The organism is Amycolatopsis sp. NPDC004368 (genome assembly GCF_053602515.1).
Genome location: NZ_JBSGDT010000019.1, coordinates 27,583 through 52,310, shown reverse-complemented (window position 1 = coordinate 52,310; position 24,728 = coordinate 27,583). Strand labels below are relative to the sequence as shown.

Annotated in this window: 19 protein-coding genes and 1 pseudogene; 9 read left to right on the top strand and 11 right to left on the bottom strand. The window is 72.4% G+C overall.

Annotated features, from left to right (window positions below):
* Nucleotides 1-20: 20 nt before the first annotated feature.
* The 3 genes from ACWEOE_RS24930 to ACWEOE_RS24920 are packed head-to-tail and all read right to left on the bottom strand — an operon-like array spanning nt 21 to nt 3,368.
* On the bottom strand, nt 21-1,169 hold the full coding sequence (locus ACWEOE_RS24930; protein WP_452012913.1) for a hypothetical protein: 1,149 nt from the start codon (nt 1,167-1,169) through the stop codon (nt 21-23).
* Nucleotides 1,170-1,173: 4 nt separating this feature from the next.
* Complete coding sequence (locus tag ACWEOE_RS24925) at nt 1,174-2,430, bottom strand: glucarate dehydratase family protein (protein WP_452012911.1); 1,257 nt, start codon at nt 2,428-2,430, stop codon at nt 1,174-1,176.
* The gene (locus ACWEOE_RS24920) at nt 2,427-3,368 is read right to left on the bottom strand and encodes a 5-dehydro-4-deoxyglucarate dehydratase (RefSeq protein WP_452012910.1); all 942 of its coding nucleotides are present in this window, start codon (nt 3,366-3,368) and stop codon (nt 2,427-2,429) included. Before ACWEOE_RS24920 ends, ACWEOE_RS24925 begins: the two co-directional genes overlap by 4 nt.
* 216 nt (nt 3,369-3,584) lie before the next feature.
* Between ACWEOE_RS24920 and ACWEOE_RS24915 the strand changes: the two genes are divergently transcribed.
* From ACWEOE_RS24915 to ACWEOE_RS24890, 6 genes and pseudogenes are all read left to right on the top strand, one after another.
* Entirely contained in the window at nt 3,585-4,391 is an 807-nt protein-coding gene (locus ACWEOE_RS24915; protein ID WP_452012909.1) for an IclR family transcriptional regulator, read from the top strand.
* Nucleotides 4,392-4,427: 36 nt separating this feature from the next.
* Nucleotides 4,428-5,252 carry an NAD-dependent epimerase/dehydratase family protein gene (locus tag ACWEOE_RS24910; RefSeq protein ID WP_452012907.1) on the top strand — a complete coding sequence of 275 codons (825 nt, stop codon included), beginning with the start codon at nt 4,428-4,430 and terminating at the stop codon, nt 5,250-5,252.
* 122 nt (nt 5,253-5,374) lie between these two features.
* A complete protein-coding gene (locus tag ACWEOE_RS24905) occupies nt 5,375-6,256 on the top strand; it encodes a helix-turn-helix domain-containing protein (protein WP_452012906.1) in 882 nt (293 codons plus the stop codon).
* Between the two features lie 102 nt (nt 6,257-6,358).
* The gene (locus ACWEOE_RS24900) at nt 6,359-8,278 is read left to right on the top strand and encodes a maleylacetate reductase and hydroxyquinol 1,2-dioxygenase domain-containing protein (RefSeq protein ID WP_452012904.1); all 1,920 of its coding nucleotides are present in this window, start codon (nt 6,359-6,361) and stop codon (nt 8,276-8,278) included.
* A 14-nt stretch (nt 8,279-8,292) separates the two neighbouring features.
* On the top strand, nt 8,293-10,044 hold the full coding sequence (locus ACWEOE_RS24895; RefSeq protein WP_452012902.1) for an FAD-dependent monooxygenase: 1,752 nt from the start codon (nt 8,293-8,295) through the stop codon (nt 10,042-10,044).
* 510 nt (nt 10,045-10,554) lie between these two features.
* A pseudogene (locus ACWEOE_RS24890) lies at nt 10,555-10,995 on the top strand (FAD-dependent oxidoreductase); the annotation flags it as partial.
* Between the two features lie 297 nt (nt 10,996-11,292).
* On the opposite strand, the gene ACWEOE_RS24885 reads toward ACWEOE_RS24890, so the two are convergent.
* The 7 genes from ACWEOE_RS24885 to ACWEOE_RS24855 form a co-directional block, all read right to left on the bottom strand.
* Nucleotides 11,293-12,150, bottom strand: coding sequence for a peptidylprolyl isomerase (locus tag ACWEOE_RS24885; protein WP_452012901.1), 858 nt, complete (start codon nt 12,148-12,150; stop codon nt 11,293-11,295).
* 27 nt (nt 12,151-12,177) lie between these two features.
* A complete protein-coding gene (locus ACWEOE_RS24880) occupies nt 12,178-13,596 on the bottom strand; it encodes a M1 family metallopeptidase (protein WP_452012900.1) in 1,419 nt (472 codons plus the stop codon).
* An 82-nt stretch (nt 13,597-13,678) separates the two neighbouring features.
* Nucleotides 13,679-17,542 (bottom strand): Pls/PosA family non-ribosomal peptide synthetase, encoded by a 3,864-nt coding sequence (locus tag ACWEOE_RS24875; protein WP_452013083.1) that lies wholly within the window; start codon nt 17,540-17,542, stop codon nt 13,679-13,681.
* 406 nt (nt 17,543-17,948) lie between these two features.
* Nucleotides 17,949-19,433, bottom strand: a complete 1,485-nt coding sequence (gene der, locus ACWEOE_RS24870; protein WP_452012899.1) for a ribosome biogenesis GTPase Der — start codon at nt 19,431-19,433, stop codon at nt 17,949-17,951.
* Between the two features lie 16 nt (nt 19,434-19,449).
* Nucleotides 19,450-20,109 (bottom strand): lysophospholipid acyltransferase family protein, encoded by a 660-nt coding sequence (locus ACWEOE_RS24865; protein WP_452012898.1) that lies wholly within the window; start codon nt 20,107-20,109, stop codon nt 19,450-19,452.
* Nucleotides 20,106-20,822: a (d)CMP kinase gene (gene cmk / locus ACWEOE_RS24860; protein WP_452013081.1), complete on the bottom strand. Its 717-nt coding sequence runs from the start codon at nt 20,820-20,822 to the stop codon at nt 20,106-20,108. Before cmk ends, ACWEOE_RS24865 begins: the two co-directional genes overlap by 4 nt.
* A 122-nt stretch (nt 20,823-20,944) precedes the next feature.
* Complete coding sequence (locus tag ACWEOE_RS24855) at nt 20,945-21,499, bottom strand: TetR/AcrR family transcriptional regulator (RefSeq protein WP_452012897.1); 555 nt, start codon at nt 21,497-21,499, stop codon at nt 20,945-20,947.
* Nucleotides 21,500-21,590: 91 nt separating this feature from the next.
* Between ACWEOE_RS24855 and ACWEOE_RS24850 the strand changes: the two genes are divergently transcribed.
* Complete coding sequence (locus ACWEOE_RS24850; protein WP_452012895.1) at nt 21,591-21,959, top strand: DUF4267 domain-containing protein; 369 nt, start codon at nt 21,591-21,593, stop codon at nt 21,957-21,959.
* Nucleotides 21,960-21,963: 4 nt separating this feature from the next.
* Here the strand turns inward: ACWEOE_RS24850 and ACWEOE_RS24845 are convergent, their stop codons facing one another.
* Complete coding sequence (locus ACWEOE_RS24845; RefSeq protein ID WP_452012894.1) at nt 21,964-22,860, bottom strand: alpha/beta fold hydrolase; 897 nt, start codon at nt 22,858-22,860, stop codon at nt 21,964-21,966.
* A gap of 182 nt (nt 22,861-23,042) precedes the next feature.
* Between ACWEOE_RS24845 and ACWEOE_RS24840 the strand changes: the two genes are divergently transcribed.
* Together ACWEOE_RS24840 and ACWEOE_RS24835 are read left to right on the top strand one after the other, a co-directional pair.
* Nucleotides 23,043-23,525, top strand: coding sequence for a cation:proton antiporter regulatory subunit (locus ACWEOE_RS24840; protein WP_452012893.1), 483 nt, complete (start codon nt 23,043-23,045; stop codon nt 23,523-23,525).
* The gene (locus ACWEOE_RS24835) at nt 23,525-24,715 is read left to right on the top strand and encodes a cation:proton antiporter (RefSeq protein ID WP_452012891.1); all 1,191 of its coding nucleotides are present in this window, start codon (nt 23,525-23,527) and stop codon (nt 24,713-24,715) included. The genes ACWEOE_RS24840 and ACWEOE_RS24835 overlap by 1 nt, the downstream gene beginning before the upstream one ends.
* The last annotated feature ends 13 nt before the right edge of the window (nt 24,716-24,728 follow it).

Sequence of the window (24,728 nt, the reverse complement as noted above, 5' to 3'; positions counted from 1 at the left end):
AGGGACCGACGGTCCGCGCCTCACGGCACGGAGTGCGCCGCCGCCGTGGCGGCGCGCAGGTCCGGCCACCGGCCGGGACCCGCCAAACCCAGATGGTAGAGGTGCAGCTCGGTGGCACCGGCCTTGCCGAGCGAGGTCACGTACGCCTCGATGTCCGGCACGGGACTCGCGGCGACGGCGGTGATGTAGCTGCCCACCGCCACGTCTTCGGGCAGGGCCTCCCGAGCCGCCGCCACGGCGTCGACGCTGCCCTGGCCCGGCGCCCAGTTCTGCAGCACGACCACGGCGGCGTCGTCGGCCGCGGTCGGGGTGAGGCCCGGCAGCGCGCCGGTGACCCACGGGTCCAGGGCGCCGTGCAGCACGATCCGCGTGCCCGGTTCGAGCTCGGTGAGCACGGCGGCACGCAGCGCGTCGGTCGCCTGCTGCCGGCCGGTGAGCACCGCGGCTTTGAGCCCGGCCGGCAGCCGGTCCGCGGTCACGGTGAGGTCGCCGGTGTCGAGCAGCCGGCGGACCTCGGCGCGCAGCGTCTCGCGCACCTGCGCCGGGTCCAGGCCCGGCCGGCCTTCGGCGCACGCGTCGCAGCAGCAGATCGACAGCAGCCGCGCCACCGCCGGAGCCCACACGCCGTCGGTCTTCTCGTGCTGGTGCTGGTGCACCGCGCCGAGCGGGCCGCAGGCCTCGAGGATCACCGACGACAGCTCCAGCCCCGCGACGGCCTCGGCGGTCAGCGTCGCCGCGTACTCGCGCACGGCGGGCTGAGCCGGGCACAGCGCCCACGGGTAGGACTCGCCGAAGCAGTTGTGCACGGTGTACTGCGGGAACTCGGTGCCCAGCTGCGAGTTGTGCGTGAGCACGAGCCACGCGGCGGCGGGGATGCCGGCCGTGTTGAGCAGGCGTACGGCGTCGCCACCGCTGTCGGGCTGCGCGACCCAGTCCGGAGTGGACGGACGCAGTTCCCTGCCCTGCCAGACCGCGTCGCGCACGGGCCGGTAGCTCGCCGCGGTGCGCGCGATCACCGACGTGCGCTCGGGCAGGTGCGGGGTGGCGGCGCGGGTGCTGTGGTAGGTCAGCGCCACCGCGACCTCGTCCACGGGCAGGTCCTGCGCGCGCGGCACGAAGCCGGGATCGCCGAGGACGTCCCACGGGTAGGCGTATCCGGTCACCTTCACCGCGTCACCACCGGGCCGTGTTGGGTTGGAAGTCCGCGACGTAGTGGCGCATGTAGGTCACGTCGTCGCGTTTCGTCAGTCCACATCGGACGTAGTCCTCGTGGGCACGGGCCAGCGCGTCGGGATCCAGCTCGATGCCCAAACCGGGCTGGTCCGGCACCGCGACGGCACCGTCGACGAACTCCAGTGTCCCGGGCACGATCACGTCCGCGGTCTTCCACGGCCAGTGCGTGTCACAGGCATAGGTCAGGTGCGGGGTCGCCGCCGCCACGTGCACCATCGCCGCCAGCGAGATCCCGAGGTGGCTGTTGGAGTGCATCGACAACCCGACCCCGAAGCTCTCGCACAGCACCGACAACGCCTGCGTGTCGCGCATCCCACCCCAGAAGTGGTGATCCGACAGCAGTACCCCGACCGCGCGGGCCCGGAACGCCGGCTCGATGTCCCCGAAGTTCACCACGCACATGTTGGTGGCCAACGGCATGCTCGCCTCCGCCGCCACCCGGGCCATGCCCTCGATCCCCGGCGTCGGGTCCTCCAGGTACTCCAGCACCCCGTCCAGCTCGTGGGCGACCCGGATACTGGTGTCGACCGTCCACGCCGCGTTCGGGTCGATCCGCAACGGATGACCGGGGAACGCCTCGGCCAGCGCCCGGATACCGTCGATCTCCTCCGCGGGGGTGAACACTCCGCCCTTGAGCTTGATCGACTGGAACCCGTACTGCTCGACCATCCGCTTGGCGGCGCCGACCAGCGCTTCGGGCGTGGTGACGTCGCCCCAGCTGTCCGCCTCGGCGCCGACGTGGGCGCCGTACTTGTAGAACAGATACGCCGAGAAGTCCACGGCGTCGCGGGCCTTCCCACCCAGCAGATCCACCACCGGACGACCCAGGTACTGCCCCTGCGCGTCCAGACACGCCACCTCGAACAGCGAATACACCGACGCGATGGTCTTGCGGATGGAGAACCCGCCGATCAACCCGTGCTCATCGGTCAGCACCGTGCCGGCCAGCGAGCGGGTGATGAGGCGCTTGAGGCCCGGCAGGTCGAACACATCGTGCCCGGCCAGCTCCGGCAGGACCTTGCGCACCTCACCCAGGAACGCCGCGTCCCCATACGATTCCCCGAGCCCCACGACACCGTCGTCACAGATCACCTGCACCACGCTGCGCAACGCGAACGGCTCGTGCACCCCCATCACGTTCAGCAGCGGCGGATCCGCGAACGCGACAGGCGTGAGCACCACGTCCCGGATCTTCATCGGCCCTCGATCCCCTTGAGCACCTCGAAGCCGTGCTCCACGATCCCGCCGAGCCGGTCGATCTGCGCCGGCGTGGGCTCGACCAGCGGCGGACGGACGGTGCCCACCTTGTCTCCGCGCAACCGCGCGGCAGCCTTGACCAGCGACACCGCGAACCCGGGCGTCTCGTCGCGCAACGCCACCAGCGGCAGGTAGAACCCGGCCAGCAACGTGTCCATCACCTCGACGTCGTTCTCCGCCAGCGCCCGGTGGAAGCGGTGCGCGATCTCCGGCGCGAAGCAGTGCACCGCCGATGAATAGCGCGCGACGCCAATGGCCGCGTACGCCTTCGCCGACATCTCCGCCGTCGGCAACCCGTTGAAGAACAAGAACTCCCGCGACCGTTCGGTGTCCAGCGACCGGATCGTGGTCACGATCCGCGTCATCGTCTCGACGTCGCCGAACCCGTCCTTCAGCCCGACCACCGACGGAATGTCGAGCAGCTGCGCGGCCGACGGCGCGGTGAACACCCCGGTGCCGCGGTGGTACACGATCACCGGCACCGACGTGTCGCCCACCGCGAACCGCACGAAGTCGACCAGTCCGGGCTGCGGACCCGTGACCAGGTACGGAGGCAGCAGCAGTACCCCGTCGGCACCCCCGGCCTGAGCCGCGGCCACACCCGCGCGCGCGGCGGCCGCACCGCCACCGGCCCCGATCCACACCGGCACGCGCCCGGCCACGACCTCCCGCGCCCGCGCCAGCAGCGCCGCGACCTCGTCCGGTGCGAGCGACGAGAATTCACCCGTGCCGCACGCGACGAACAACGCCCCCGCCCCGGCGGCCACGTGGCTCTCCACGTTTTCCGCGAAGCCGTCGAGGTTCACCTCGAGGTCGTCGGTGAACGGAGTCAGCGGGAACGCCAGCAGGCCGTCCAGCTCGATCTTGGGCTGTGCCATCAGTTTTCGCTCTTTCCGTCCTCGTCGGGGCGTCCGGGTGGCGTGCCCGGTCACGGGTTCGACGATCCCACCGGTGCTGCCTCGGCGCTCGGCACGTACCGGTGTTCACATTCTTGAATGGAGTCTGTTATGCTGACTATGTTCATCCATAAGAATGCTGTTCGGGACGCTAATATGGCCGGAGTCACAAGTCAACGGCCCGGTCGGAGGACACAGATGGCGCAGAAGCCGGCCACCGCAGAACGCATCGCGACGCCCGTCGAGAGCGCGGGCGTGAAGTCCGCCCGGCGCGCCATCGACCTCATCGAGACGTTCGCGGCCAACGACGTGTGGCTGTCGCTCTCGGACCTGCACGCCCGCACCGGCTTCCCGCGCTCGAGCCTCCACGGCCTGCTGCGCACGCTGCTCGAAGCCGGCTGGCTCGAAGCCGACGCGAACACCGCGCGCTACCGCCTCGGCGTGCGCGCCCTGATCTGCGGCACCGCCTACCTCGACCGCGACGCGATCGTGCCGTTCGCCACCGAGGCGCTGGAGCGCATCCGCGAGAAGACCGGGTTCACCGCGCACTTCGCGCGCCGCAACGGCACCGAGGTCGTGTACCTCGAGACCCGCGAGTCGCAGCATTCGACGCACCTCGTCTCGCGCGTCGGCCGCACGCTGCCCACCCACGCCACGGCGCTGGGCAAGGCGCTGCTCGCCGAGCTGACGCACGACGAGATCGAGGCCCTGATGCCGGCGAAGCTCCCGCCGCTCACCCCGCACACCATCACCACACGCGAGCAGCTGCACGCCGATCTCGCCCGCACGCGCGAGGTCGGCTACGCCTCCGAGATCGAGGAAGGCACGCTCGGGGTCCGCTGCGTCGCCGCCGTGATCCCCTACCGCATCCCCGGCACCGACGCGATGAGCTGCTCGATGCCGGTCGGCCAGGTGACCGACGCCGACGTGCAGCGCGTCGGCGAGCTCCTGGCCGAGACGACCGCCGAGCTCGGGCAGCAGTTGCGCCGCGCCGGCATCCGCTGACCGCCGCCACCGCCCCGAAGTCTCGAGAGGAACCCCATGGCAGACCAGCGCGTGCTGATCACCGGATCGGCAGGCATCGTCGGCACCCTGATGCGCCCGCGGCTGCGCCGGCCCGGCCGGGTGCTGCGGCTGCTCGACCTGGCCGAGCAGCCACCGGCCGAGGCCGGCGAGGCCGTCGAGCTCGTGACCGGCTCGGTCACCGACCCCGAGGTGATGGCCGCCGCCTGCGCCGGCGCCGACGCCCTGATCCACCTCGGCGGCCACAGCCGCGAGAACTCGTGGGAAGCCACGCTCGAGGTGAACATCAGCGGCACCCACACCGTGCTCGAAGCCGCGCGGGAGGCCGGGATCAAGCGCGTGATCCTCGCGTCGAGCAACCACGCGGTGGGCTTCCGCCGCAACGCCGACGCCCCGGCCGCCGGGCTGCCGGCGGACTCGAGCCCGCGCCCCGACACCTACTACGGCGTGAGCAAGGCGGCCATCGAGTCGCTGGGCAGCCTGTACGCGTCCCGCTTCGGCATGGACGTGCTCGTGATCCGCATCGGCTCGTGCTTCGAGACCCCCCTGCCCCTGGGCCCCCGCGGCCTCACCACCTGGCTCTCCCCCGACGACGGCGCCCGCCTCTTCGAGGCCTGCCTCGCCGCCCCCTCCCCCGGCTACCGCCTGCTCTGGGGCGTCTCGGACAACACGCGGCGCGTGTACTCGCTCGCCGAGGCCGAAGCGCTGGGCTACAAGTCCCTCGACAACGCCGAGACGTACGCCGACCAGCTCGCCGACCAGCCCGCCCCCACGGGCGCGGCCGCGGAGTTCGTGGGCGGCCCGTTCTGCACGGCGCCGCTGGGACAGTTCAACCCTCTCTGAGCCACCCGCCGGTGCCCTTGCCGCCTCGCCGACCTTCCCGGTGAGGCGGCAAGGGCACCGGGAACCCGGTCCGCACGCCTACACTCGGGGTGTACCGAGACGGCGCGACGAGGAGGACGCGGGTGGGTGAGCTGTCGACCGCCGACACCAACGGCATCCTCGCGCTGCCCTGGATCCGGCCCGAGCGCACCAGCGCGGGCCTCGGCTGGGAACACCTCTACCTGTCGCGCCAGCACGAACGCCCCCATCGCGGCCTGTTCGCCGCCGCGCCGACGCACCAGCTCATCCTGCACCTCGCCGGGCCCGTGACGGTCCGGCGGCGCTTCGGCACGGCGGCGGAGCAGAGCCGCCGAGTACCGGCCGGCGGGCTGTTCCTGCAGCCCTCGCACGCGGACCTGTCCGTGGAGCTGGGCGGGGAGCTCGACACGCTGCACGTGTACGTCGCCGATACGGCCGTGCAGGAGGCCGCGGGCACCGACACACCCATCCGGCTCGCGGAGGGGCTCGGCACGGTCGATCCGCTGCTGGAGCAGCTGCTGCTGTCGCTCGACGGTGTGGTCCGCGACTGGGAACCGAGCGCCCGCACGTACGCCGACCAGCTGTGCGCGCTCGTGGCCACGCACCTCGCCCGCCGTCATCGGGCCGACCGGGCCGGCGCGGAGCCCGCGCCGCCGGCGGCCGCGCTGTCGGATCGGCAGTTCGAGCGGGTGCGTGAGCTGATGACGGAACGGCTCGGCGAACCGCTCGGGCTGCCCGACCTCGCGGCGGTGACCGGGCTGAGCGTGAGCCGCTTCGCCCGCCGCTTCAAGGCGCGCACCGGCCTGCCCCCGCACCGCTACCTGCTGAAGCTGCGCGTGGAACAGGCCGGGCTGCTGCTGCGCACCTCCGGCGACCCGATCGCCGACATCGCCGCGACCTGCGGGTTCTCGCACCAGGAGCACCTGACCCGTGTGCTGCGCAGCCAGCTGGGCACCACCCCGGCCGCCCTGCGCCGCGAGGGCTAGCGACGCCCCGCGCGCGTTTCGTGCTGTCGACGCGGCAGGTTCGTGCAGGAAACTCCGCGCCGCCGTCCGGATACTCGAGGCACCCGCGTGGAAGGACCAACGATGTTCAGCTACACCGCCAACCCGGCCCGGGTCGTCTTCGGCAGTGGCACCCTCGCCTCGCTGCCCGACGAGGTGCGCCGGCTCGGCGCCACCCGCGTCCTGCTGCTGGGCAGCCCGCCGCTGGCCGAGCCCGTCGACCGCGTCGCCGGCGCCCTCGGCCCGCTGCTCGCCGCGCGCTTCGACGAGGCCGCGATGCACACGCCCGTGGACGTGACCGAGCGCGCGCTCAAGACCGCGACCGAAAACGACGTCGACTGCGTCCTCGCCATCGGGGGCGGCTCGACGACCGGGCTCGCGAAGGCCATCGCGCTGCGCACAGACCTGCCGCAGATCATCGTTCCCACGACCTACGCCGGCTCGGAGCTGACCCCCGTCCTCGGCGAGACCGCCGACGGCCGCAAAACCACTCAGACCTCACCCAAGATCCTGCCCGAGGTCGTCGTCTACGACGTGGACCTCACCGTCGGCCTGCCGGTGCAGGTCTCCCTCACCAGCGGCATCAACGCGATGGCCCACGCAGTCGAAGCGCTCTACTCCCCCGACGCCAACCCGATCGTCGACCAGTTCGCGCTCGAAGCCATCCGGCTGCTCGCCTCAGCCCTGCCCCGCATCGCGACCGATCCGTCCGATGTGGACGCCCGCGCCGAAGCGCTGCGCGCCGCCTGGCTCGCCGGGACCTGCCTCGGCTCCGTCGGCATGGCCCTGCACCACAAGCTCTGCCACACCCTCGGCGGCAGCTTCGCCCTCCCGCACTCCGAAACCCACACCGTCGTCCTGCCCTACGCCATGGCCTACAACACCTCCGGCGCCCCCGACGCCATGCGCCGCATCGCCGACGCACTCGGCGCACCGGACGCGGCCACCGGCGTGTACGACCTCATCGCGAGCCTGCCCGTACCGCACTCGCTGGCCGAACTCGGCTTCACCGAAGCCGACGTGCCGAAAGCCGCCGAGATCGCGTCCGCCAAGCCCTACCCCAACCCGCGCGAAGTCACCCGCGAAGGGATCGAGGGCCTCCTGCGCGACGCCTGGGCCGGCGCCCGCCCCGCCGCGGCCGAGGGCACCAAACCCGACCTGCGGGGCCTGACGGCCGAGGTCGTCGACAGCTTCGCCACCACCACCGACCCGCGGCTGCGCGAGCTCCTGCAGGAATTGGTCCGCACGCTGCACGGCTACGTCGTGCGCACCGACCTCACGCAGGAGGAGTGGGAGTACGCGATCGGCTTCCTCACCCGCACCGGCCAGATCACCGACGACAAGCGCCAGGAGTTCATCCTGCTCTCGGACACCCTGGGCGTGTCCAGCGTCGTCGACGTGCTCACCAACTCCCGCACGCCCGACACCACCCCGTCGGCCGTGCTCGGCCCGTTCTACGTGCAGGGCCCGCCGGAGACCGCGCAGGGCGCCGACCTCGGCGAGGGGCTACCCGGCACTCCACTGTGGTCGGACATCAGCGTGACCGACATCGACGGGGCCCCGGTGGCCGACGCGGTCGTGGACGTCTGGCAGTCCAATGAGGACGGTTTCTACGACGTGCAGCTGCCCGATGTGGACGGTCCGGTGCTGCGCGCCCGCTTCCGCACCGACGCCGAGGGCAAGCTGAAGTTCTGGACGATCGTGCCCTCGGCCTACCCGATCCCGGCCGACGGCCCGGTCGGGCAGATGCTCGACTCGGTGGGACGACACCCGTTCCGCGCGCCGCACGTGCACTTCATGATCGCCAAACCGGGCTTCCGCACGCTGGTGACGCAGCTGTTCGTCAACGGCGGCGACTACCTCGACTCCGACACGGTGTTCGGCGTCAAGGACGGCCTGATCGTCGACTTCGCCGAGCAGTCCGGTGCCGCGCCCGACGGCCGTGAGCCCGCCGGGGGCTGGCGCCGCCTCGACTTCACGTTCCGCATCTCCCCCGCCCACTGACGAGGACTCCCACCATGAACGAGTACGACACCGACGTCATCGTGGTCGGCAGCGGGCCGGCCGGGGGCACCGCCGCGCTGCTGCTGGCCACCTACGGCGTACGCACGGTGCTGGCCACCAAGTACGGCTGGACGGCGAACACCCCGCGCGCCCACATCACCAACCAGCGCGCGATGGAGGTCCTGCGCGACCTCGGCATCGAGGAGCAGGCGCTGGCGCAGGGCACGCCGCCGGAGCTGATGGGCGACACCGTGCTGTGCACCTCGCTGGCGGGCGCCGAGATCGGCCGCATCGCGAGCTGGGGCACGGGCGACCGCTCGGCCACCGAGTACGGTGCCGCCAGCCCGTGCCACATGATCGACCTGCCCCAGACCTACCTGGAGCCGATCCTCGCGACCAACGCCGCCGAGCGCGGCGCGAAGCTGCGGCTGGACACCGAGTTCCTGGACTTCACCCAGGACGCCGACGGGGTCACCGCCCGCTTCCTCGACCGGGTGCGCGGCGACGAGTTCACCTTGCGGGCCCGTTATCTGGTCGGCGCCGACGGCGCGCGCAGCCGCGTCGCGGAGCAGGCTGGCCTGCCGATCGCGGGCGAGACGGGCAAGGCCGGGTCGATGAACATCACGTTCACGGCCGACCTGAGCAAGTACGTGGCGCACCGCCCGAGCGTGCTGTACTGGGTGATGCGGCCGGGCGCGCACCTGGGCGGCATCGGCATGGGCCTGGTCCGCATGGTGCGGCCGTGGAACAAGTGGCTGCTGGTGTGGGGTTACGACATCGCGCAGGCGCCGCCGGAGGTCGACGCGGAGGAGGCCACGCGGATCGTGCGCGACCTCATCGGCGACCCCGAGCTGGAGGTCGAGATCACCTCGACGTCGCTGTGGACGGTCAACCACTCCTACGCCACCCAGTACTCCAGCGGCCGCGTGTTCTGCGCGGGTGACGCCGTGCACCGGCACCCGCCGTCCAACGGGCTCGGGTCCAACACGTCCATCCAGGACTCGTTCAACCTCGCGTGGAAGCTCGCGATGGTCGTGCGCGGCGAGGCGGGTGAGCAACTGCTGGAGAGCTACTCGGCCGAACGCGCGCCAGTGGGCAAGCAGATCGTGGACCGCGCGAACCTCTCGCGCGACCAGTTCGGCCCGATCTTCGAGACCCTGGGCATCACCGGCGACACCGACTCCGACGCCATCGCCGCCGGCCTGGCCGCCTGCGAGGCCCCCACCGAGGACGGCGCCCGCCGCCGTCGACAGCTCGAGAAGGCGATCGAGCTCAAGCACTACGAGTTCAACGCCCACGGCGTGGAGCTCGACCAGCGCTACGCCTCCACCGCCGTGATCGCCGACGGCCCGGCCCCGGTGCCGGGCCGCGACCCGGAGCTGTTCCACCAGCCCACCACCACTCCGGGCGCGAAGATCCCCCACGTGTGGCTCGTCGGCGCCCACGGCCGCCGGGTGTCCACTTTGGACCTCGTGGGCCACGGCCGCTGGACCGTCGTCACCGGCCTGTCCGGCTCGGCGTGGCGCGTGGCCGCCGACAAGGCGGCCGCCGAGCTCGGCCTGGACCTGCCCGTGGTGACCATCGGCGCCGACTCCGCCCGGGACTCCTACGGCGACTGGACCCGCACGAGCGAGATCGACGAGGCCGGCGCCCTGCTCGTGCGCCCGGACGGCTACGTGGCCTGGCGCCACTCGTCCGGCGCCCCGGAGGCCGAGGCCACCGCGAAGCTGCTGGCAGCACTGAAAACCGTGCTGTCGCGCGACTGAGCCGTACGGCAAACCCTCCGGCTCCGCTCGGGGAACCGTCCTTCCGCGGTTCCCCGAGCGGGCTCATCCCAGTCGATATCCTCGGGCCATGTCAGCTTCCCGGCCGCTGCAACGAGTCCGCGTCGTCGTGGCGGGAATGGGAGACACCGGCCTGCTCACCGCCGTCACCCTCAGCCGGTACCGCCGGCTCGTCGACGTGGTGGCTGTCTCCAGCAAGCCGGGCCTGCTCAGTGGCCAGGACCTCGGTTGGCGGCTGGCCCGGCCCGACCAGTGGTCGGCGCAGAACAACATCCCGTTCGGCCGCTACCGCGCACTCGACCGGGTGCGCCTGGTGCACGGCTCGCTGACCGGTCTCGACCCGACGGCCCGGTCGGTCACGGTCCTTTCGGCCGAGGGCGCCACGATCCGCGAACCCTACGACGTGCTGGTGCTCGCCACGGGGTACGCAACGGATTCTGGCGTACGCCCGACCTGCAGAGCCGGACCGAGATCGACGAGGGACTGCGCACCATGCACTCCCGGTTCGCAGCCGCCGGTTCCATCGCGGTCGTCGGCGGGGGCGCGTCGGCGGCCGGCTGCGCCGCGCAGCTCGCCGAGGCGTTTCCCCACAAGCGCGTGGACCTGTACTTCCCCAGGGACCGGGCCCTCACCAGCCATCACCCGGACGTCTGGGCGACGGTGCGGGCGCGGCTCGAGCAGCTCGGCGTGAGACTGCACCCCCACCACCGGGCCGAGGTACCGGCCGATCCGGCACCGGGCACCGGCCCCGTCAGGTTCACCACCGGCCAGCCGTCCGCCGACGCGGAGCTTGTGCTCTGGGCCGTCGGCCAGGCCCGCCCGAACACCGAGTGGATGCCCGCCGATCTGCTCGACGCCGACGGATTCGTGCGGGTCGGCCCGGATCTGCGAACACCGGACGACCCCCGGATCTGGGCGGTAGGCGATGTGGCCGCCAGCGATCCCCTGCGCGCCTCGGCTCGCAGCAAAGGAGCCGAACTGGTCGCGCACAACATCGTGGCGTCGCTGAGGGGAAAACCCGGCCGCACCTTGCGGATCCCGGCGCACGCGCGAGGGCTGTCCTCGGTCCCCTGCACGACGGGATCGATGTGTTCAGCCCTGCCGGTCGTCACGTCCGCCTGTCCTTGCGGGTCTACGGCGCTCTGGTGCGTGGCCTGGTCGCACCGTTCACCTACCGCGGCATTCGCGCTTCCCGGCCGGAATCCTTCGAGGACCGCTGAACCGCGGTGCTCAGCCCCGCACCGTCACCGCGGTGAACGTGACCGGGATGCGCGGCCGCCCCGTGCCGTCGCCGTAGTTGCCGGCCGAGGTGGTGTCCGCGCCGCCGCGGGCGATCTTGTCCAGGGTGGTCAGGCCGGGGTCCGAGACGGTGGCGAAAACGGTGAAGGTGGGTGGGATCGGGGTGTCGCCGAACATCATGAAGAACTGGCTGCCGCCGGAGGTGGGCTGGCCGGTGTTGGCGAGGGCCACCAGGCCGCGGCCGTAGGTGAGCTCCGGGAAGAACTCGTCCGGCACGGTGTACCCCGGGCCGCCCGTGCCGTCGCCCGCCGGGTCGCCGCACTGGAGCATCTGCAGGTCGGTGGTGCCGAGGCGGTGGCAGCTGGTGCCGGTGTAGAAGCCTCCCTCGGCGAGCGCCAGGAAACTCGCCACCGTGCACGGAGCCAGTGCCCGGTCCAGCGTCAGCCCGATGTCCCCGGCTGTGGTGACGAGGTCGACGCCGACGGTGCCGCTCGCGGGTTCCGGGCCGTCGGCGGGCGGGGTCGCGGGTTTGGCGGCGGGGCCGTTCGGGTCGGCTGGGTAGCTGCAGCTCGACGGGTCGGCCAGCGGCTGCGGGCGGTGCGGCTCCGGCGTGCGTGCGGTCGGGATCGAGACGGGCGGGCCCGCCGACGTGGTCGGCACCGAGGTAGCCGGCACCGACACGACCCGCCCCACGCCGGCGACCGTCCGCGTGGGCCGCAGGAACCCCGGCGCGACGAACGCCGTCACCCCGAAGACCACCACGACCACCGCCACGGCACCGAACACCACCCACGCACCGGCCCCGGCGCCGCGACGGCGCGGCGGACCGGGTTGCCGCGGCCAGGTCATGGCCGCCCCCCTTTCGTCGGGCCGCCGTCACAGCGGAGGCAGCGCGGGTGTTTCGAGCCAGGTGGTGAAAAACGCCCGCAGCGGACGTCCCGCGTAGACCTCGGCGGACGCGAGGAACTCCTCGGTGCTCACCGTGGCGTGGCGGTGCTCGGCGGGCCACGCCTTGACGAGCGCGAAGAACGCCGGGTCGCCGATCTCGCCGCGCAGGGCGTGCAGCGTGAGCGCGCCGCGCTTGTACACGCGCTCGTCGAACATCCGTGCCACGCCCGGGTCACTGATGCGCAGGTCGGCCGGCCGGGCTCGCATGCGCGCGTGCCACATTCGCGCGAGCGAGTCCGCGGACTGACCGCCGGACTCCTCGGACCACAGCCACTCCGCGTACGTCGCGAAGCCCTCGTTGAGCCAGATGTGGCGCCAGTCGGCCACGGTGAGGCTGTTGCCGAACCACTGGTGGGCGAGCTCGTGCACCACGAGACGCTCGTGGGTGCGCCGGCCGTCGACGTGGTTGGCGCCGAAGATCGACATCCCCTGCGCCTCGATCGGGTCGTCCAGCTCGTCGTCGGCCACCACGACCACGTACTCGCCGAACGGGTACGGCCCGAACAGCCGCTGCAGCACGTCCATCATCCGGCCCTGGCGGCCGAAGTCGCGTGCGAACGGCTTGCGCAGCCGCGGCGGCACGGCGGCCCGCTGCGGCACCGTCGCCACCACGGACTCGACGCCCGAGCCGCGGCCGAAGCCCAGCCGCATCCGGAACGCCCGCGCCTCGGGGTGGGAGAACCAGCCCGCGTCGGGCCCGGCCACGAGCTCGACGTCGTCGTAACGCCCGATCTGCACGCTCATCAGGTAGGTGGCCGTCGGCTCCGGCCGCTCGAACACCCACGTCGCCGTGCTCGCCGACTGCCGACGCGACACGAGGTTCCCCGTCACCGCCACCAGGTACGTCGACGAGGTGGTCACCGTGACGCGGTAGCTCGCCTTGTCGGCCGGGTGGTCGTTGCACGGGAACCACGACGGCGCGCCGATCGGCTGGCTCGCCACGAGGGCGCCGTCGGTGAGCTCGTCCCACCCGATGTCGCCCCAGCGGCTCGGCACCGGCCGCGGGTTGCCGACGTAACGGACCTCCACGCGGAACTCGGTGCCGGCCGCCATCGACCGGACCGGTTTCACCTGCAGCTTGAGCCCGCGCCGCAGGAACTTCACCGGGCGGCCGTCGACGAGCACCCGCGAGATGCGGAACCCACCGAGGTCGAGCGTGAGCCTGGACAACGCCTGCGTGGCGACGCAGGTGAGCACCGCGGTGCCGCTGAGCCGGTTGGGCCCGACGCGGTAGTCGAGATCCAGGTCGTAGTGGCGGACGCGGTACCCGCCATTGCCGTGACCGGGGAGGTACGAATCTGCGGAGGTTTCCGCGCCGGGTGCCGGCGTGGCAGCCTTCGAGGTCACGCGAGCAGAACCCCGCTTTCCGTGGAGTGGTCTTCTTCCAGCAGGATCGCGCGGATCCTGGCGCGCCGCAACGCCTCCGGTCTCACCGACGCCAGGTCGAGATCGGGTTGCCGAGCCAGCGCGTGTCCGCCGGCACGGCGTCGCCGCGCGTGACGAGCGAACCCGGGCCCACGGTGGTGCGCGCGCCGATGCTCGCGCCCGGCAGCACGATGCCGTGCGGGCCGAGCGTGGCGCCCGCGTCGAGCTCCACCTTCGACATGCTCATGATCCGGTCGTGGAACAGGTGCGTCTGCACGACACAGCCGCGGTTGATGGTCGCGCCGTCGCCCAGGCGGACGAGGTCCGACTCCGGCAGCCAGTACGTCTCCAGCCACACGCCGCGCCCGATCTTCACGCCCATGGTGCGCAGCCACGCGGTGAGCAGCGGGGTGCCGCCGACCGAACCGATGAGCCACGGCACCGCGAGCGCCTCGACGAAGGTGTCGGCCAGCTCGTTGCGCCACACGAAGGAGCTCCACAACGGGTGCTCGATCGCGCGGAACTTCCCGACCAGCAGCCACTTCGCCGCGGTGGCGGTGAGCGCGGCGACGACCCCCGCCGCGAGCAACACCGGCCCGGCCAGCAGCGCGGCGATGCCGAAGCCGTACAGGGACGCGATCGCCAGCAGCGAGAACGCGACGCCCACGGTGAGGGCGACCCCGCACATCACCGGCACGATGCGCAGCAGCTCCACGAACGCCCGCGCCGCCTTGAGGTGCAGCGCCGGGGTGTAGGTGCGGCTCGTGTCGGCATCACCGACCGCCCGGCGGACCGGCAGCGGCGGCATGCCCAGGTAGGACGAGCCCTTCTTCGCCTTCAGCGGCGTCGAGGACAGCACGCCCACGAGGCCCCGCTTCGGCACCGAGCGGCCCGGTGCGGTCATGCCGGAGTTGCCGAGGAACGCCTGCTTGCCGATACGCGCGGGCGCGACGTGCAGCCAGCCGTGGCCGAGCTCGTAGGTCGCGACCATGGTGTCGTCGGCGAGGAACGCGCCGCTGTCGACCTTGGTCATCTTCGGCAGCGCGAGCACGGTCGACGCCTCGACGTTGCGGCCCACCTTCGCCCCCAGCAGCCGCAGCCACACGGGCGTGAACAGACTGGCGTACAAGGGGAACAGGCCTTCGCGGGCCATGCCCATGAGCCGCTCGGTCGCCCACACCTGCCAGGACACGCGGCCGTGGACCGGGTGGTACCCCTCGACCATGCCGACGCCCAGCGCCCGCACCCCGGCGAGCACGAGCAGCGCGTAGGCGAGGAAGTAGGCGACGGTGGCAACCGGGGTGAAGATCAGTGCCTGCGGCACGGCGGCGCCGAGGGTCCGCGCGTCCCGGAGCGCGTAGCCGAGCACGGCCACGCCCGGCAGCGCCGCGATGCCCGGCAGGAAGCCGAGCACGACCGAGGTCAGGCCGTACACACTCGCCCAGAACCGCGACCGCGGCGGGCGGGCGGCCGGCCACTTCAGCGCGTCCTTGGCGTCCTTGCCCGAGCGCACCGCGGGTGAACCCGCCCAGCGCTGCCCGGCCGGCACGGCGCCGCGCACGGTGGAACCCGCGGCGATCTCCGCGCCCTTGCCGATGCGCGCGCCCGGGAAGAGCGTGCTGCGCGAACCGATGCGGGCTTCCGGGCCGATCCGGATCTTGCCGATGTGCACGAGGTCGCCGTCGACCCAGTGGCCCGTGAGGTCCACCTCGGGCTCCACGGCGGCGCCGCGGCCCAGCTTCAGGAACCCGGTGACCGGCGGCGGCGAGTGCAGGTCCACGTCGTTGGCCACGCGCGCGCCGAGCGCCTTCGCGTACGTCGTCATCCAGGACGCACCGGCGACGCTGTCCGCGCCGCTGAACTCCGCGAGCTTCTCCGCGGTCCACAGGCGCAGGTGCACGCTGCCACCGCGCGGATAGCTGCCGGGCAGCACACCCGAGAGCAGCACGCGCGCACCACCCGCGGCGATCGCGATGCGGCCGGCCGGGCTGAACAGCACCAGCCACGCGACCACCAGCCACGCCCAGTTCAGCGTGGGCGCCCAGGCGAACCCCAGCAGCGACAGCACGTTCGAGGCCGCGGCGGCGAGCGTCGCCCAGCGCAGGCCGACGAGACCCATGAGCGGCAGCATCAGCAGCGTCTGGATCACGCCCGCGCGGCGCGGCGTCGGCGCGATGTCGCGGCGTTCGGTCTCCTGGCCGCTGAGCTTGTCGAGCATCGCGGCCAGCGAACCGAGCTTCGGGTGCTGGTAGATGTCGCTGACCGACACCTCGGGGTGGCGGGTGCGGATGCGCGCGATGAGCTGCGCGGCCGTGAGGCTGCCGCCGCCGTGGGTGAAGAAGTCGGCCTTCGGGTCCGTGACGGACACGCCGAGGATCTCCGACCAGCCCTCGGCGAGCCACGCCTCGGTGGCGGACAGACCGGAGCCATTGGCGTCCACAGTGGACAGCGGCCACGGCAGCGCGGCGCGGTCGACCTTGCCCGAGGTGCGCGTGGGCAGATCGTCGATCACCGCGAGCAGCGGCACCAGCGCGGCCGGCAGCTGGTCACGCAGCCGGGTCGCCGCGTCATCGGAGTCGAAGGTGGCGCCGGCACTCGGCACCACGTACCCGACCAGAACCTGGTTGCCCGCCTTGGTGCGGCGGACCGCGGCGGCCGCGCCCTGCACACCGGGCAGCGACTGCAGCGCGGCGTCGACCTCGCCCAGCTCGATGCGGCGCCCGCCGAGCTTCACCTGCTCGTCGAGCCGGCCGAGGAACAGCAGGCCCTCGTGCTCGGCGCGGACCATGTCCCCGCTGCGGTAGGCGCGCTGCCAGCCCAGCGACGGCAGCGGCGCGAACTTCTGCGCGTCCTTCTCGGCGTCGAGGTAGCGCGCGAGACCGACGCCGCCGATCACGAGCTCCCCGGTGTCACCCATGGCAACCGGCTCGCCGGCCTCGTCGACCACGGCCAGCTGCCAGCCCGCCAGCGGCAGGCCGATGCGCACCGGACCCTCACCGGTCATCTGCGCGGCGCAGGCGACGACGGTGGCCTCGGTGGGGCCGTAGGTGTTCCAGACCTCGCGGCCTTCCACGGCCACGCGCTCGGCCAGCTCCGGCGGACACGCCTCGCCGCCGAAGATGAGCAGGCGCACGTCCTCGAGCGCGTCGGCGGGCCACAGCGCGGCCAGCGTCGGCACGGTGGACACGACGGTGATGCGCTGCGCGACCAGCCACGGGCCGAGGTCGACGCCGGTGCGGACCAGCGCGCGCGGCGCGGGCACCAGGCAGGCGCCGTGGCGCCACGCGAGCCACATCTCCTCGCACGAGGCGTCGAACGCGACGCTCAGGCCCGCGAGCACGCGGTCGCCGGGGCCGATCGGCTCCTCGGTGAGGAACAGCCGCGCCTCGGCGTCCACGAAGGCCGCGGCCGAGGCGTGGGTCACGGCGACGCCCTTGGGTTTGCCGGTGGACCCGGAGGTGAAGATGATCCACGCGTCGTCGGCCGGGCCGGGGCCGCCTTCACGGTGGCCGGGCGTCCCGGTGACGGTGATGGTGTCGTCGGTCGCGACCGCCGCGACGCCGGCCTCGCCGAACACCAGCTCGGCGCGCTCCTCGGGGTCGTCCGCGTCGACCGGCACGTAGGCGGCGCCGACGGACAGGGTGGCGAGGATGGCGACGTAGAGCTCGGCCGTGCCGGACGAGATCCGGATGCCGACGCGGTCGCCGAGGCCGACGCCGTGGCCGCGCAGGCGGCGGGCGTAGGTCTCGATCTCCTCCAGCAGCCGGCGGTAGGTCAGGGTCGTGGTGCCGTCGTCGAGGGCGGCGGCGTTGGGGTGGCGCTCGGCGGTCTCGGTGACGATCTGCAGGAGGGTGCGCTCGCTGGCGCCGAGACCGGACCAGAACAGGGCGCGGTCGGCGACCGGCGTGGCGGACGGCGCGTGGGTCACCTCGGCGACGCAGGCGAGCGCGGCGGCCGGGTCGTCGACCGGAGCTTCGGGAACGGCCGGGACGGCCGGTAGCGCGAGGGCGACGTCGGTGGTGTGGGCGTGGTCGGCGGTGAGAGTCACCGGGCCACCCCGTCACCCCGCGTGACCGCGGGTTTCAGAAAAAGGACGTGCGAGGTCGTACCGTGGGCGCGCAAGCCCATCACTCACCTTTCGCGAGCGTCATTCGGGCTGGCTCTCCGAATGAGGCGCCCGGTGCAGCCGTCCACCCTACGCCAAGGTGAAGTGCAGGTAGCGCAAGGGTCACGGGCGAGTGTCGGACGTCACCGGGCGCACAAACCCCGCCAGAGCGCGAAAACGCGCCGGGGAAGAATTCTCCCCCGGCGCGTTCGGACCACAAAGGACCTGGTCAGCGGGTCTTCGCGGCCTTGCCGCCGACCTTGGGCTTCGCCTTCTTTTCACGCACCCGCACGTTCACCCGGACGGGGCTGCCCTCGAAACCGAACCGCTCGCGGAACTTGCGTTCGATGAACCGCCGGTAACCGGCTTCGAGGAACCCGGTCGTGAAAAGGACGAGCGTCGGCGGCCGGATTCCGGCCTGCGTCGCGAAGAGGACCTTCGGCTGCTTGCCGCTGCGCACCGGCGGCGGCGTGGCCGCGATGAGGTCCGAGAGCCACCCGTTGAGCTGGCCGGTGGGCACCCGCTGGTCCCACGACTTCAGCGCCGTCCGCAGCGCCGGCGCGAGTTTGCGCACGGAGCGGCCGGTGAGCGCGGAGATGTTCACCTTCTCCGCCCACGGCACGCGGACCAGACCACGGTCGAGCTCGCGCACCATCGCGTGGCGGCGGTCCTCGTCCACGAGGTCCCACTTGTTGAAGGCCAGCACGAGCGAGCGGCCCGCCTCGACCACCATCGTGAGCACGCGCAGGTCCTGTTCGGACAGCGGTTCGGCGGCGTCGAGCATCACGATCGCGACCTCGGCCGCGTCGATCGCCGTCTTGGTGCGCAGCGAGGCGTAGTACTCGGCGCCGTTGGCGGAGTTCACGCGCTTGCGCAGGCCGGCCGTGTCCACGAACCGCCAGGTGTCGCCGTCGAGCTCGACCAGCGAGTCGACCGGGTCCACGGTGGTGCCCGCGACCGAGTCCACGACCGAACGCTGCTCGCCCGAGAGCTTGTTGAGCAGGCTCGACTTGCCGACGTTGGGCTTGCCGACGAGCGCGACGCGCCGAGGGCCCGCGCTCACGGAACCGAGCTCGCGCGGCGCGGTGGGCAGGGCCTCGATGATCGCGTCGAGCAGGTCACCCGAGCTGCGGCCGTGCAGGGCGCTGACCGGGTGCGGCTCACCCAGGCCGAGGCGCCACAGCGCCGCGGTGTCGGCCAGCAGCCGGTCGTCGTCCACCTTGTTCGCGGCCAGCAGCACCGGCTTCTTCGAGCGCCGCAGCACGCGGGCCACGGCCTCGTCGGTGGTCGTGGCGCCCACGGTCGCGTCGAGCACGAGCAGCACGGCGTCGGCCGTCTGCATCGCGATCTCCGCCTGCGCGGCCACGGAGGCCTGCAGGCCGGTCGCGTCGGGCTCCCAGCCGCCGGTGTCGACGAGCGTGAACCGCCGGCCGCCCCAGAAGGCGTCGTAGGCCACGCGGTCGCGCGTCACGCCCGGCACGTCCTGCACCACGGCCTCGCGGCGGCCGAGGATGCGGTTGACCAGCGTGGACTTGCCCACGTTGGGCCGCCCCACCACGGCCAGCACCGGCTGCGAGAGGTTCGCCTCCTCGGCGGCGCTCTCCGCGTCGATCTGCGCGTCGAGCGCGGCGAACTCGGTCTCGTCGGACCAGGTGCCGTCGATTTCCCCGGCACCCTCGAACCCGGTGTCGGTGCCGCCGTCAAACCCTGTCATCGTGTTCCCACTTCACCTACGGCGAGCCGATTCGGTTCTCGGCACGCCAATCGTCCAAAGTCTTCACGAGCCCCGCGAGCTGCAGGCGCAGCTCCTCGGTGCCCTCTTCCAGGCCGGTCCGGCCCGGGCCCACCTTCGGCGTGAACGGATCCCCCACGAGGATGTCCACCCGCGGGCGCCAGCGCCGCTTCCCGTCCGCGGGCTTCAACGTGCCCCGCGTCGCGACCGGCAGCACGGTCGCCCCGGATGCACGCACCAGCCAGGCCGCACCCTTCTCCGCCGCGCCGACGTCACCGGCGCCCCGGGTGCCCTCGGGGAAGATGCCGACGACCCCGCCGGCCTTCAGCACACCGACCGCGGTCACCAGGGGCGTGCGGTCGATCTCGCCCCGTTTGACCGGGATCTGGCCGATCGCCCGCAGGAACCGCCCCGCCGCGCCCTTGAACATCTCGGCCTTGACGAGGAACGCCGAACGCCGCGGCAGCATTCCGAAGATCAGCTGCGGCTCGATCATGGAGCTGTGGTTGGCGATCACCACGACCGGACCGACGTCGGGCATCCGGTCGCGCCCGTGCACGCGGATCCGGAAGGCCGATCGCAGATGGTACCGGGCGAACACCCGCCCGGCGTCGTGCAGGAGGCCGTTCGCACCCTCGGGGAGAGCGCCACCGGTCATGCGCGTGCCTCGGCCTCGGCTCCGGCGGGGCAGTCGTCGAGCAGGCCGCGGCGGCAGGCGAGCTCGGCCAGCGCGACGATCACCTGGTCGATGGACAATTCCGACGTGTCGACCGGCACCGCGTCCTCCGCCGCGCGCAGGGGCGAAGCCGTGCGCGTGGAGTCGAGGTGGTCCCGGCGTTCGACGGACTCGCGGGCGGCCTCGACACTCGTCTCGCGTCCGGCGGCGCTGTCCTGGCCGCTTCGGCGCGCGGCGCGGACGTCGGCCGACGCGGTGAGGTAGACCTTGAGCGGCGACTCGGGCGCCACGACCGTGCCGATGTCGCGGCCCTCCACGACGATGCCGCCGGTGTCGGCGAGCACGTCGGCGATGATCCGGCGCTGCCGGGCCACGAGCAGCTCCCGCACCTGCGGCACCGCGGACACCGCGGACACGGCCCGCGTGACCTCGGGCCCGCGGATGTCGGCGGCCACGTCCTCGTCGCCGAGGCGCACCTCGGGCCGCTCGGGGCTGGTGCCGATGCTGAAGCGCACGTCGTGGGCGAGGTGTCCGACCGCGTCGGTGTCGGCCGGGTCGGTGCCCGCACGCAGCACGGCCAGCGTCACGAGGCGGTACATCGCGCCGGTGTCGAGGTAGCCCGCGCCGAGCCGGTCGGCGAGCTTGCGCGCGACCGTGGTCTTGCCGGTTCCCGACGGGCCGTCCAGCGCGACCACGCCACGTAGGGCTCCCGTCACCGAAACTCTCCTCGCGTTCGTCTGCTGTGCGTGATCGGCGTTCATTCTGCCCGCCGCCCGTCACGGCCGGTGAGGCGGCTCCGCTGCGCCCGGCGGGGTGCTCAGCCGCCGAAGCGCGCGACGAGCACCGCCAGCCGGTCGGCGCGGTGGCCCGCGCTCAGCCGGTGGCCGCGGTCGAGGGTGACGAGACCGTGCAGCGCGCCCCAGAACACCTCGGTCAGCGTGCCGGGCGCCTGGTCCCCCGCCACCGGTTCGATCACCGCCAGCAGCGTCGCGAAGGCGGCCTGCATCACCTCGGGGGTCTCGTCCGCGGCGAACGGCAGGTCGGAGGCGAGGGTGAACATCGCGTCGTAGAGGGCCGGCTTCTCGTCGGCGAATGCGAGGTAGGCCTCGGCCACCGCGCGCACCCCGCCCTCGCGCACCCCGCCCAAGTGCTCGGCGAACTCCGCGAAACCCTCGAGCGCGGCGGCCGCCATGATCGCGTCCTTGCCCGCGAAGTGGCTGTAGAGCACCGGCTGGCTGTACTCGATCAGCGCCGCGAGCCGGCGCGTGGTGACCGCCTCCCAGCCCTCGGCCTCGGCGAGTTCCCGAGCGGCGGTGACGATCCGCCGTTCCCGCTCCGTCCGGTCGCGCTCCTTGCGCAGTCGCTGGTTCATGAGCGGTGACTCTAGCACTGCTAGACAAACTAGCGGCGCTAAGTTAGCGTTGACAGCATTCCTAGCGACGCTAGATTTCCTGGAGGACCCCGTGATCGTCACCGCCTACGTCATCGCCGGACTTGTCGCGATCGGCATCGTCTACGTGGGGCTGAGCTACCTGCTCGCCCCCGAGAAGACCGCCGCCGGCTTCGGCCTCCCCACCATTCCCACCGGCACCACGGCGTTCTTCCACATCAAGGGCGTTCGGGACATCGCGTCCGGCCTGGTGGTGGGCGCGGCGATGCTCGCGGGCGGCGCCGGCGTCCTCGGCTGGATCCTGCTCGCCGAAGCCTTCATCCCGGTCTGCGACATGCTGATCGTGCTGCGCCACAAGGGAAGCCGGGCGATCGCCTTCAGCGTTCACGGCGCGACGGCGGCCGTGATGATCGTCGCGACGCTGCTGCTCGAGCTGGCCTGACCCGTCAGCCGGTGCGGTTCAGCCAGCCGACGATGCGATCGTTGAGCTCCTTCGGCCGCTCGACGAGCATGAAGTGTCCGACGCCCTCGATGAGCTCCGATTCGGAGCCCGGCCCGCCGAACTCCTTCACCCGCTCGACCTGGGCCGCGGTCATGCCGTGACAGCCGTCGTCGGTGCCGTGCAGGTAGAGCAGCGGCTGGGGCGCGCTCCCACCCCACGCCGCGGCCTGCTCGGCGCCCCACTCGGGCGTGCCGAAGCGCGTCGGGTCGAACTGGCCCCAGTAGTAACCCAGTGCGGCGTGCAGGTGATCCGGGTCGGCAAGGGCGGCACGCAGGTGGGCGAGGTCCTCGTCGGCTGCGTAGCCGGGAGACCAGTCGCCCCAGATGTCGCGGATGAAGGCGAAGTCGTCCTGGCGGATCCGGTCCTCGATCACCCGCTGCAGCTGGAAGTACCAGAAGTAGAAGCTGCGCTTGATCTGCGCGTAGGTGCCGAGGTTCTCGCCGAAGATCTCGAACGGCGGGATGTTGAGGATCACCGCGCGTCCCCACAGCCCGGGAGCCCGGCCGAGCGCGCCCCACGCCCCGACCGCGCCCCAGTCGTGCGCCACCAGCAGCGCGTCCGGACCACCGCCGAGGGCCCGCGTCAGCGCGATCTGGTCGGCGACCATCACGCTCGAGTGCACGAAGTGGCGCAGCGGCGGCAGGTCCGTCGGGGCGAACCCGCGGGCGAACGGGGCGACCGCGTGGAACCCGGCCGCGGCGAGTGCGGGCAGCAGGTGCCGGTAGGTGAACGGCGTGTCCGGGAACCCGTGCATGCACAGCGCGAGCGGGCCCTCACCGGCCTCGAGGTACTCGAACGTGATCCCGTTCGCGGTCACCCGGTCCCGTGCGAACTCGGCCATCGTGGCCACCTCCCACCACGGGGAACCCTAGGCGAGCACGACCGCGGTGCTCCAGACCTGCTGCGGGGAGGGAATTTCACGGGGCCACCGCGGTCGGCGGGCCACGCCGTGGTCGTGACCACTCCGCCGGGTCCGGCTTCACCCGAGCCTCGCGAATCGGACAATGGGTTACCGTGGCTGGTGTGAACGTCGAAGTGACTCCCCTGCCCGGAATCGGTGTCCGCAAGGACTTCGCCACGCGTGCGGGACGGCGCATCGGCGTCGTGACCCAGCGGGACGGCAAGATCGAGCTCATCGTCTCCAAAGCCGACGACCTCGACGCGTGCCTCGCCTCGCTGCCGCTGACCGCGGACGAGGCCGGCGCGCTGGCAAACCTGCTCGGCGCGCCGCAGCTCGTCGCCCAGCTCACCGAGGAACACCGCGAGCTGCCGGGCATCCACACCCGGCAGCTGCCGATCACCGAGGACGGCCCGTTCGACGGCCGTACCCTCGGCGACACGGCGATGCGCACCCGTACGAGCGTGTCGGTGGTCGCGGTGGCGCGGGCGGGCCAGGTGCACCCGTCGCCGACGCCGGACTTCACCTTCACCGCCGGAGACCTGCTCGTCGCGGTCGGGACGTCCGAAGGCCTGGACGCCGCCGCCAAGATCCTCAAGCACGGCTGATGGACCACACCGCGCTGTCCCTGATCGAACTCGGCGGGGTCTTCTTCGTGCTGGGCGTGCTGGGCAGGCTCGCCGGCCGGATCGGGCTCTCCCCCATCCCGCTCTACCTGCTCGGGGGCCTGTGCTTCGGCTCCGGCGGGCTCATTCCCCTCACCGACATCGGCGACTTCACCCACCTCGCCAGCGAGATCGGCGTGGTGCTGCTGCTCCTGCTGCTGGGCCTCGAGTACTCGGCGGCCGAGCTGTTCACCGGCCTGCGCCGCTCGTGGACCGCGGGCCTGGTCGACATCGTGCTCAACGCCCTGCCCGGCGCGGCCGTCGCGCTGCTGCTGGGCTGGGGTCCGATCGGCGCGATCGTGATGGCGGGCGTCACCTACATCTCCTCGTCCGGCATCGTCGCGAAGGTCCTCGGCGACCTCGGGCGGCTCGGCAACCGCGAAACGCCGGTGGTGCTGTCGATCCTGGTGTTCGAGGACCTCGTGATGGCGCTGTACCTGCCGATCCTCACGGCGATCCTCGGCGGGGTCAGCTTCCTCGGCGGCCTCGAGGCCGTCGGCATCTCGCTGATGGTGATCACCGTGGTGCTGGTGATCGCGCTGAAGTTCGGCCGGTACGTCTCCGCGCTCGTCGACAGCGAGGACCGGGAGGTCTTCCTGCTCAAGATCCTCGGCGCCGCCCTGCTCGTGGCGGGCGTCGCGTCGTCGCTGCAGGTCTCGGCCGCCGTCGGCGCGTTCCTGCTCGGCATCGCGGTCTCCGGCTCCACCGCCCACAACGCGACCCGCCTGCTCGAACCCCTGCGCGACCTGTTCGCGGCCGTGTTCTTCGTGGTCTTCGGCCTCAACACCGACCCGGCGTCGATCCCGCCGGTGCTGGGCTGGGCCGTGGTGCTCGCCGTGGTCACCACGCTGACGAAGGTGGGCACCGGCTGGTGGGCCGCGCGCCGCCAGGGCATCGGCAAACTGGGCCGCGCCCGCGCCGGTGCGGCCCTGGTGGCCCGCGGGGAGTTCTCGATCGTCATCGCGGGCCTCGCCGTCACCGCGGGCGCGGTCGACGGCGAACTGGCCGCGCTGGCGACGGCGTACGTGCTGCTGATGGCCGTCCTCGGTCCCACGGCGGCGCGGATCGTGGAACCGGTCGCCAAGGCACTGCAACGCAAACCGCGACAGGCGACGGAACCCGCCACCACCTGACGCGGTCGGTGGC

What these genes read in the sequence shown, in the direction of transcription:
- ACWEOE_RS24845 (WP_452012894.1), bottom strand. Translation starts at nt 22,860, where the DNA reads ATGGCCGAGTTCGCACGGGACCGGGTGACCGCGAACGGGATCACGTTC.
- ACWEOE_RS24910 (WP_452012907.1), top strand. Translation starts at nt 4,428, where the DNA reads ATGGCAGACCAGCGCGTGCTGATCACCGGATCGGCAGGCATCGTCGGC.
- ACWEOE_RS24835 (WP_452012891.1), top strand. Translation starts at nt 23,525, where the DNA reads ATGGACCACACCGCGCTGTCCCTGATCGAACTCGGCGGGGTCTTCTTC.
- ACWEOE_RS24925 (WP_452012911.1), bottom strand. Translation starts at nt 2,430, where the DNA reads ATGAAGATCCGGGACGTGGTGCTCACGCCTGTCGCGTTCGCGGATCCG.
- ACWEOE_RS24885 (WP_452012901.1), bottom strand. Translation starts at nt 12,150, where the DNA reads ATGACCTGGCCGCGGCAACCCGGTCCGCCGCGCCGTCGCGGCGCCGGG.
- ACWEOE_RS24915 (WP_452012909.1), top strand. Translation starts at nt 3,585, where the DNA reads ATGGCGCAGAAGCCGGCCACCGCAGAACGCATCGCGACGCCCGTCGAG.
- ACWEOE_RS24895 (WP_452012902.1), top strand. Translation starts at nt 8,293, where the DNA reads ATGAACGAGTACGACACCGACGTCATCGTGGTCGGCAGCGGGCCGGCC.
- ACWEOE_RS24865 (WP_452012898.1), bottom strand. Translation starts at nt 20,109, where the DNA reads ATGACCGGTGGCGCTCTCCCCGAGGGTGCGAACGGCCTCCTGCACGAC.
- ACWEOE_RS24855 (WP_452012897.1), bottom strand. Translation starts at nt 21,499, where the DNA reads ATGAACCAGCGACTGCGCAAGGAGCGCGACCGGACGGAGCGGGAACGG.
- der (WP_452012899.1), bottom strand. Translation starts at nt 19,433, where the DNA reads ATGACAGGGTTTGACGGCGGCACCGACACCGGGTTCGAGGGTGCCGGG.
- ACWEOE_RS24920 (WP_452012910.1), bottom strand. Translation starts at nt 3,368, where the DNA reads ATGGCACAGCCCAAGATCGAGCTGGACGGCCTGCTGGCGTTCCCGCTG.
- ACWEOE_RS24900 (WP_452012904.1), top strand. Translation starts at nt 6,359, where the DNA reads ATGTTCAGCTACACCGCCAACCCGGCCCGGGTCGTCTTCGGCAGTGGC.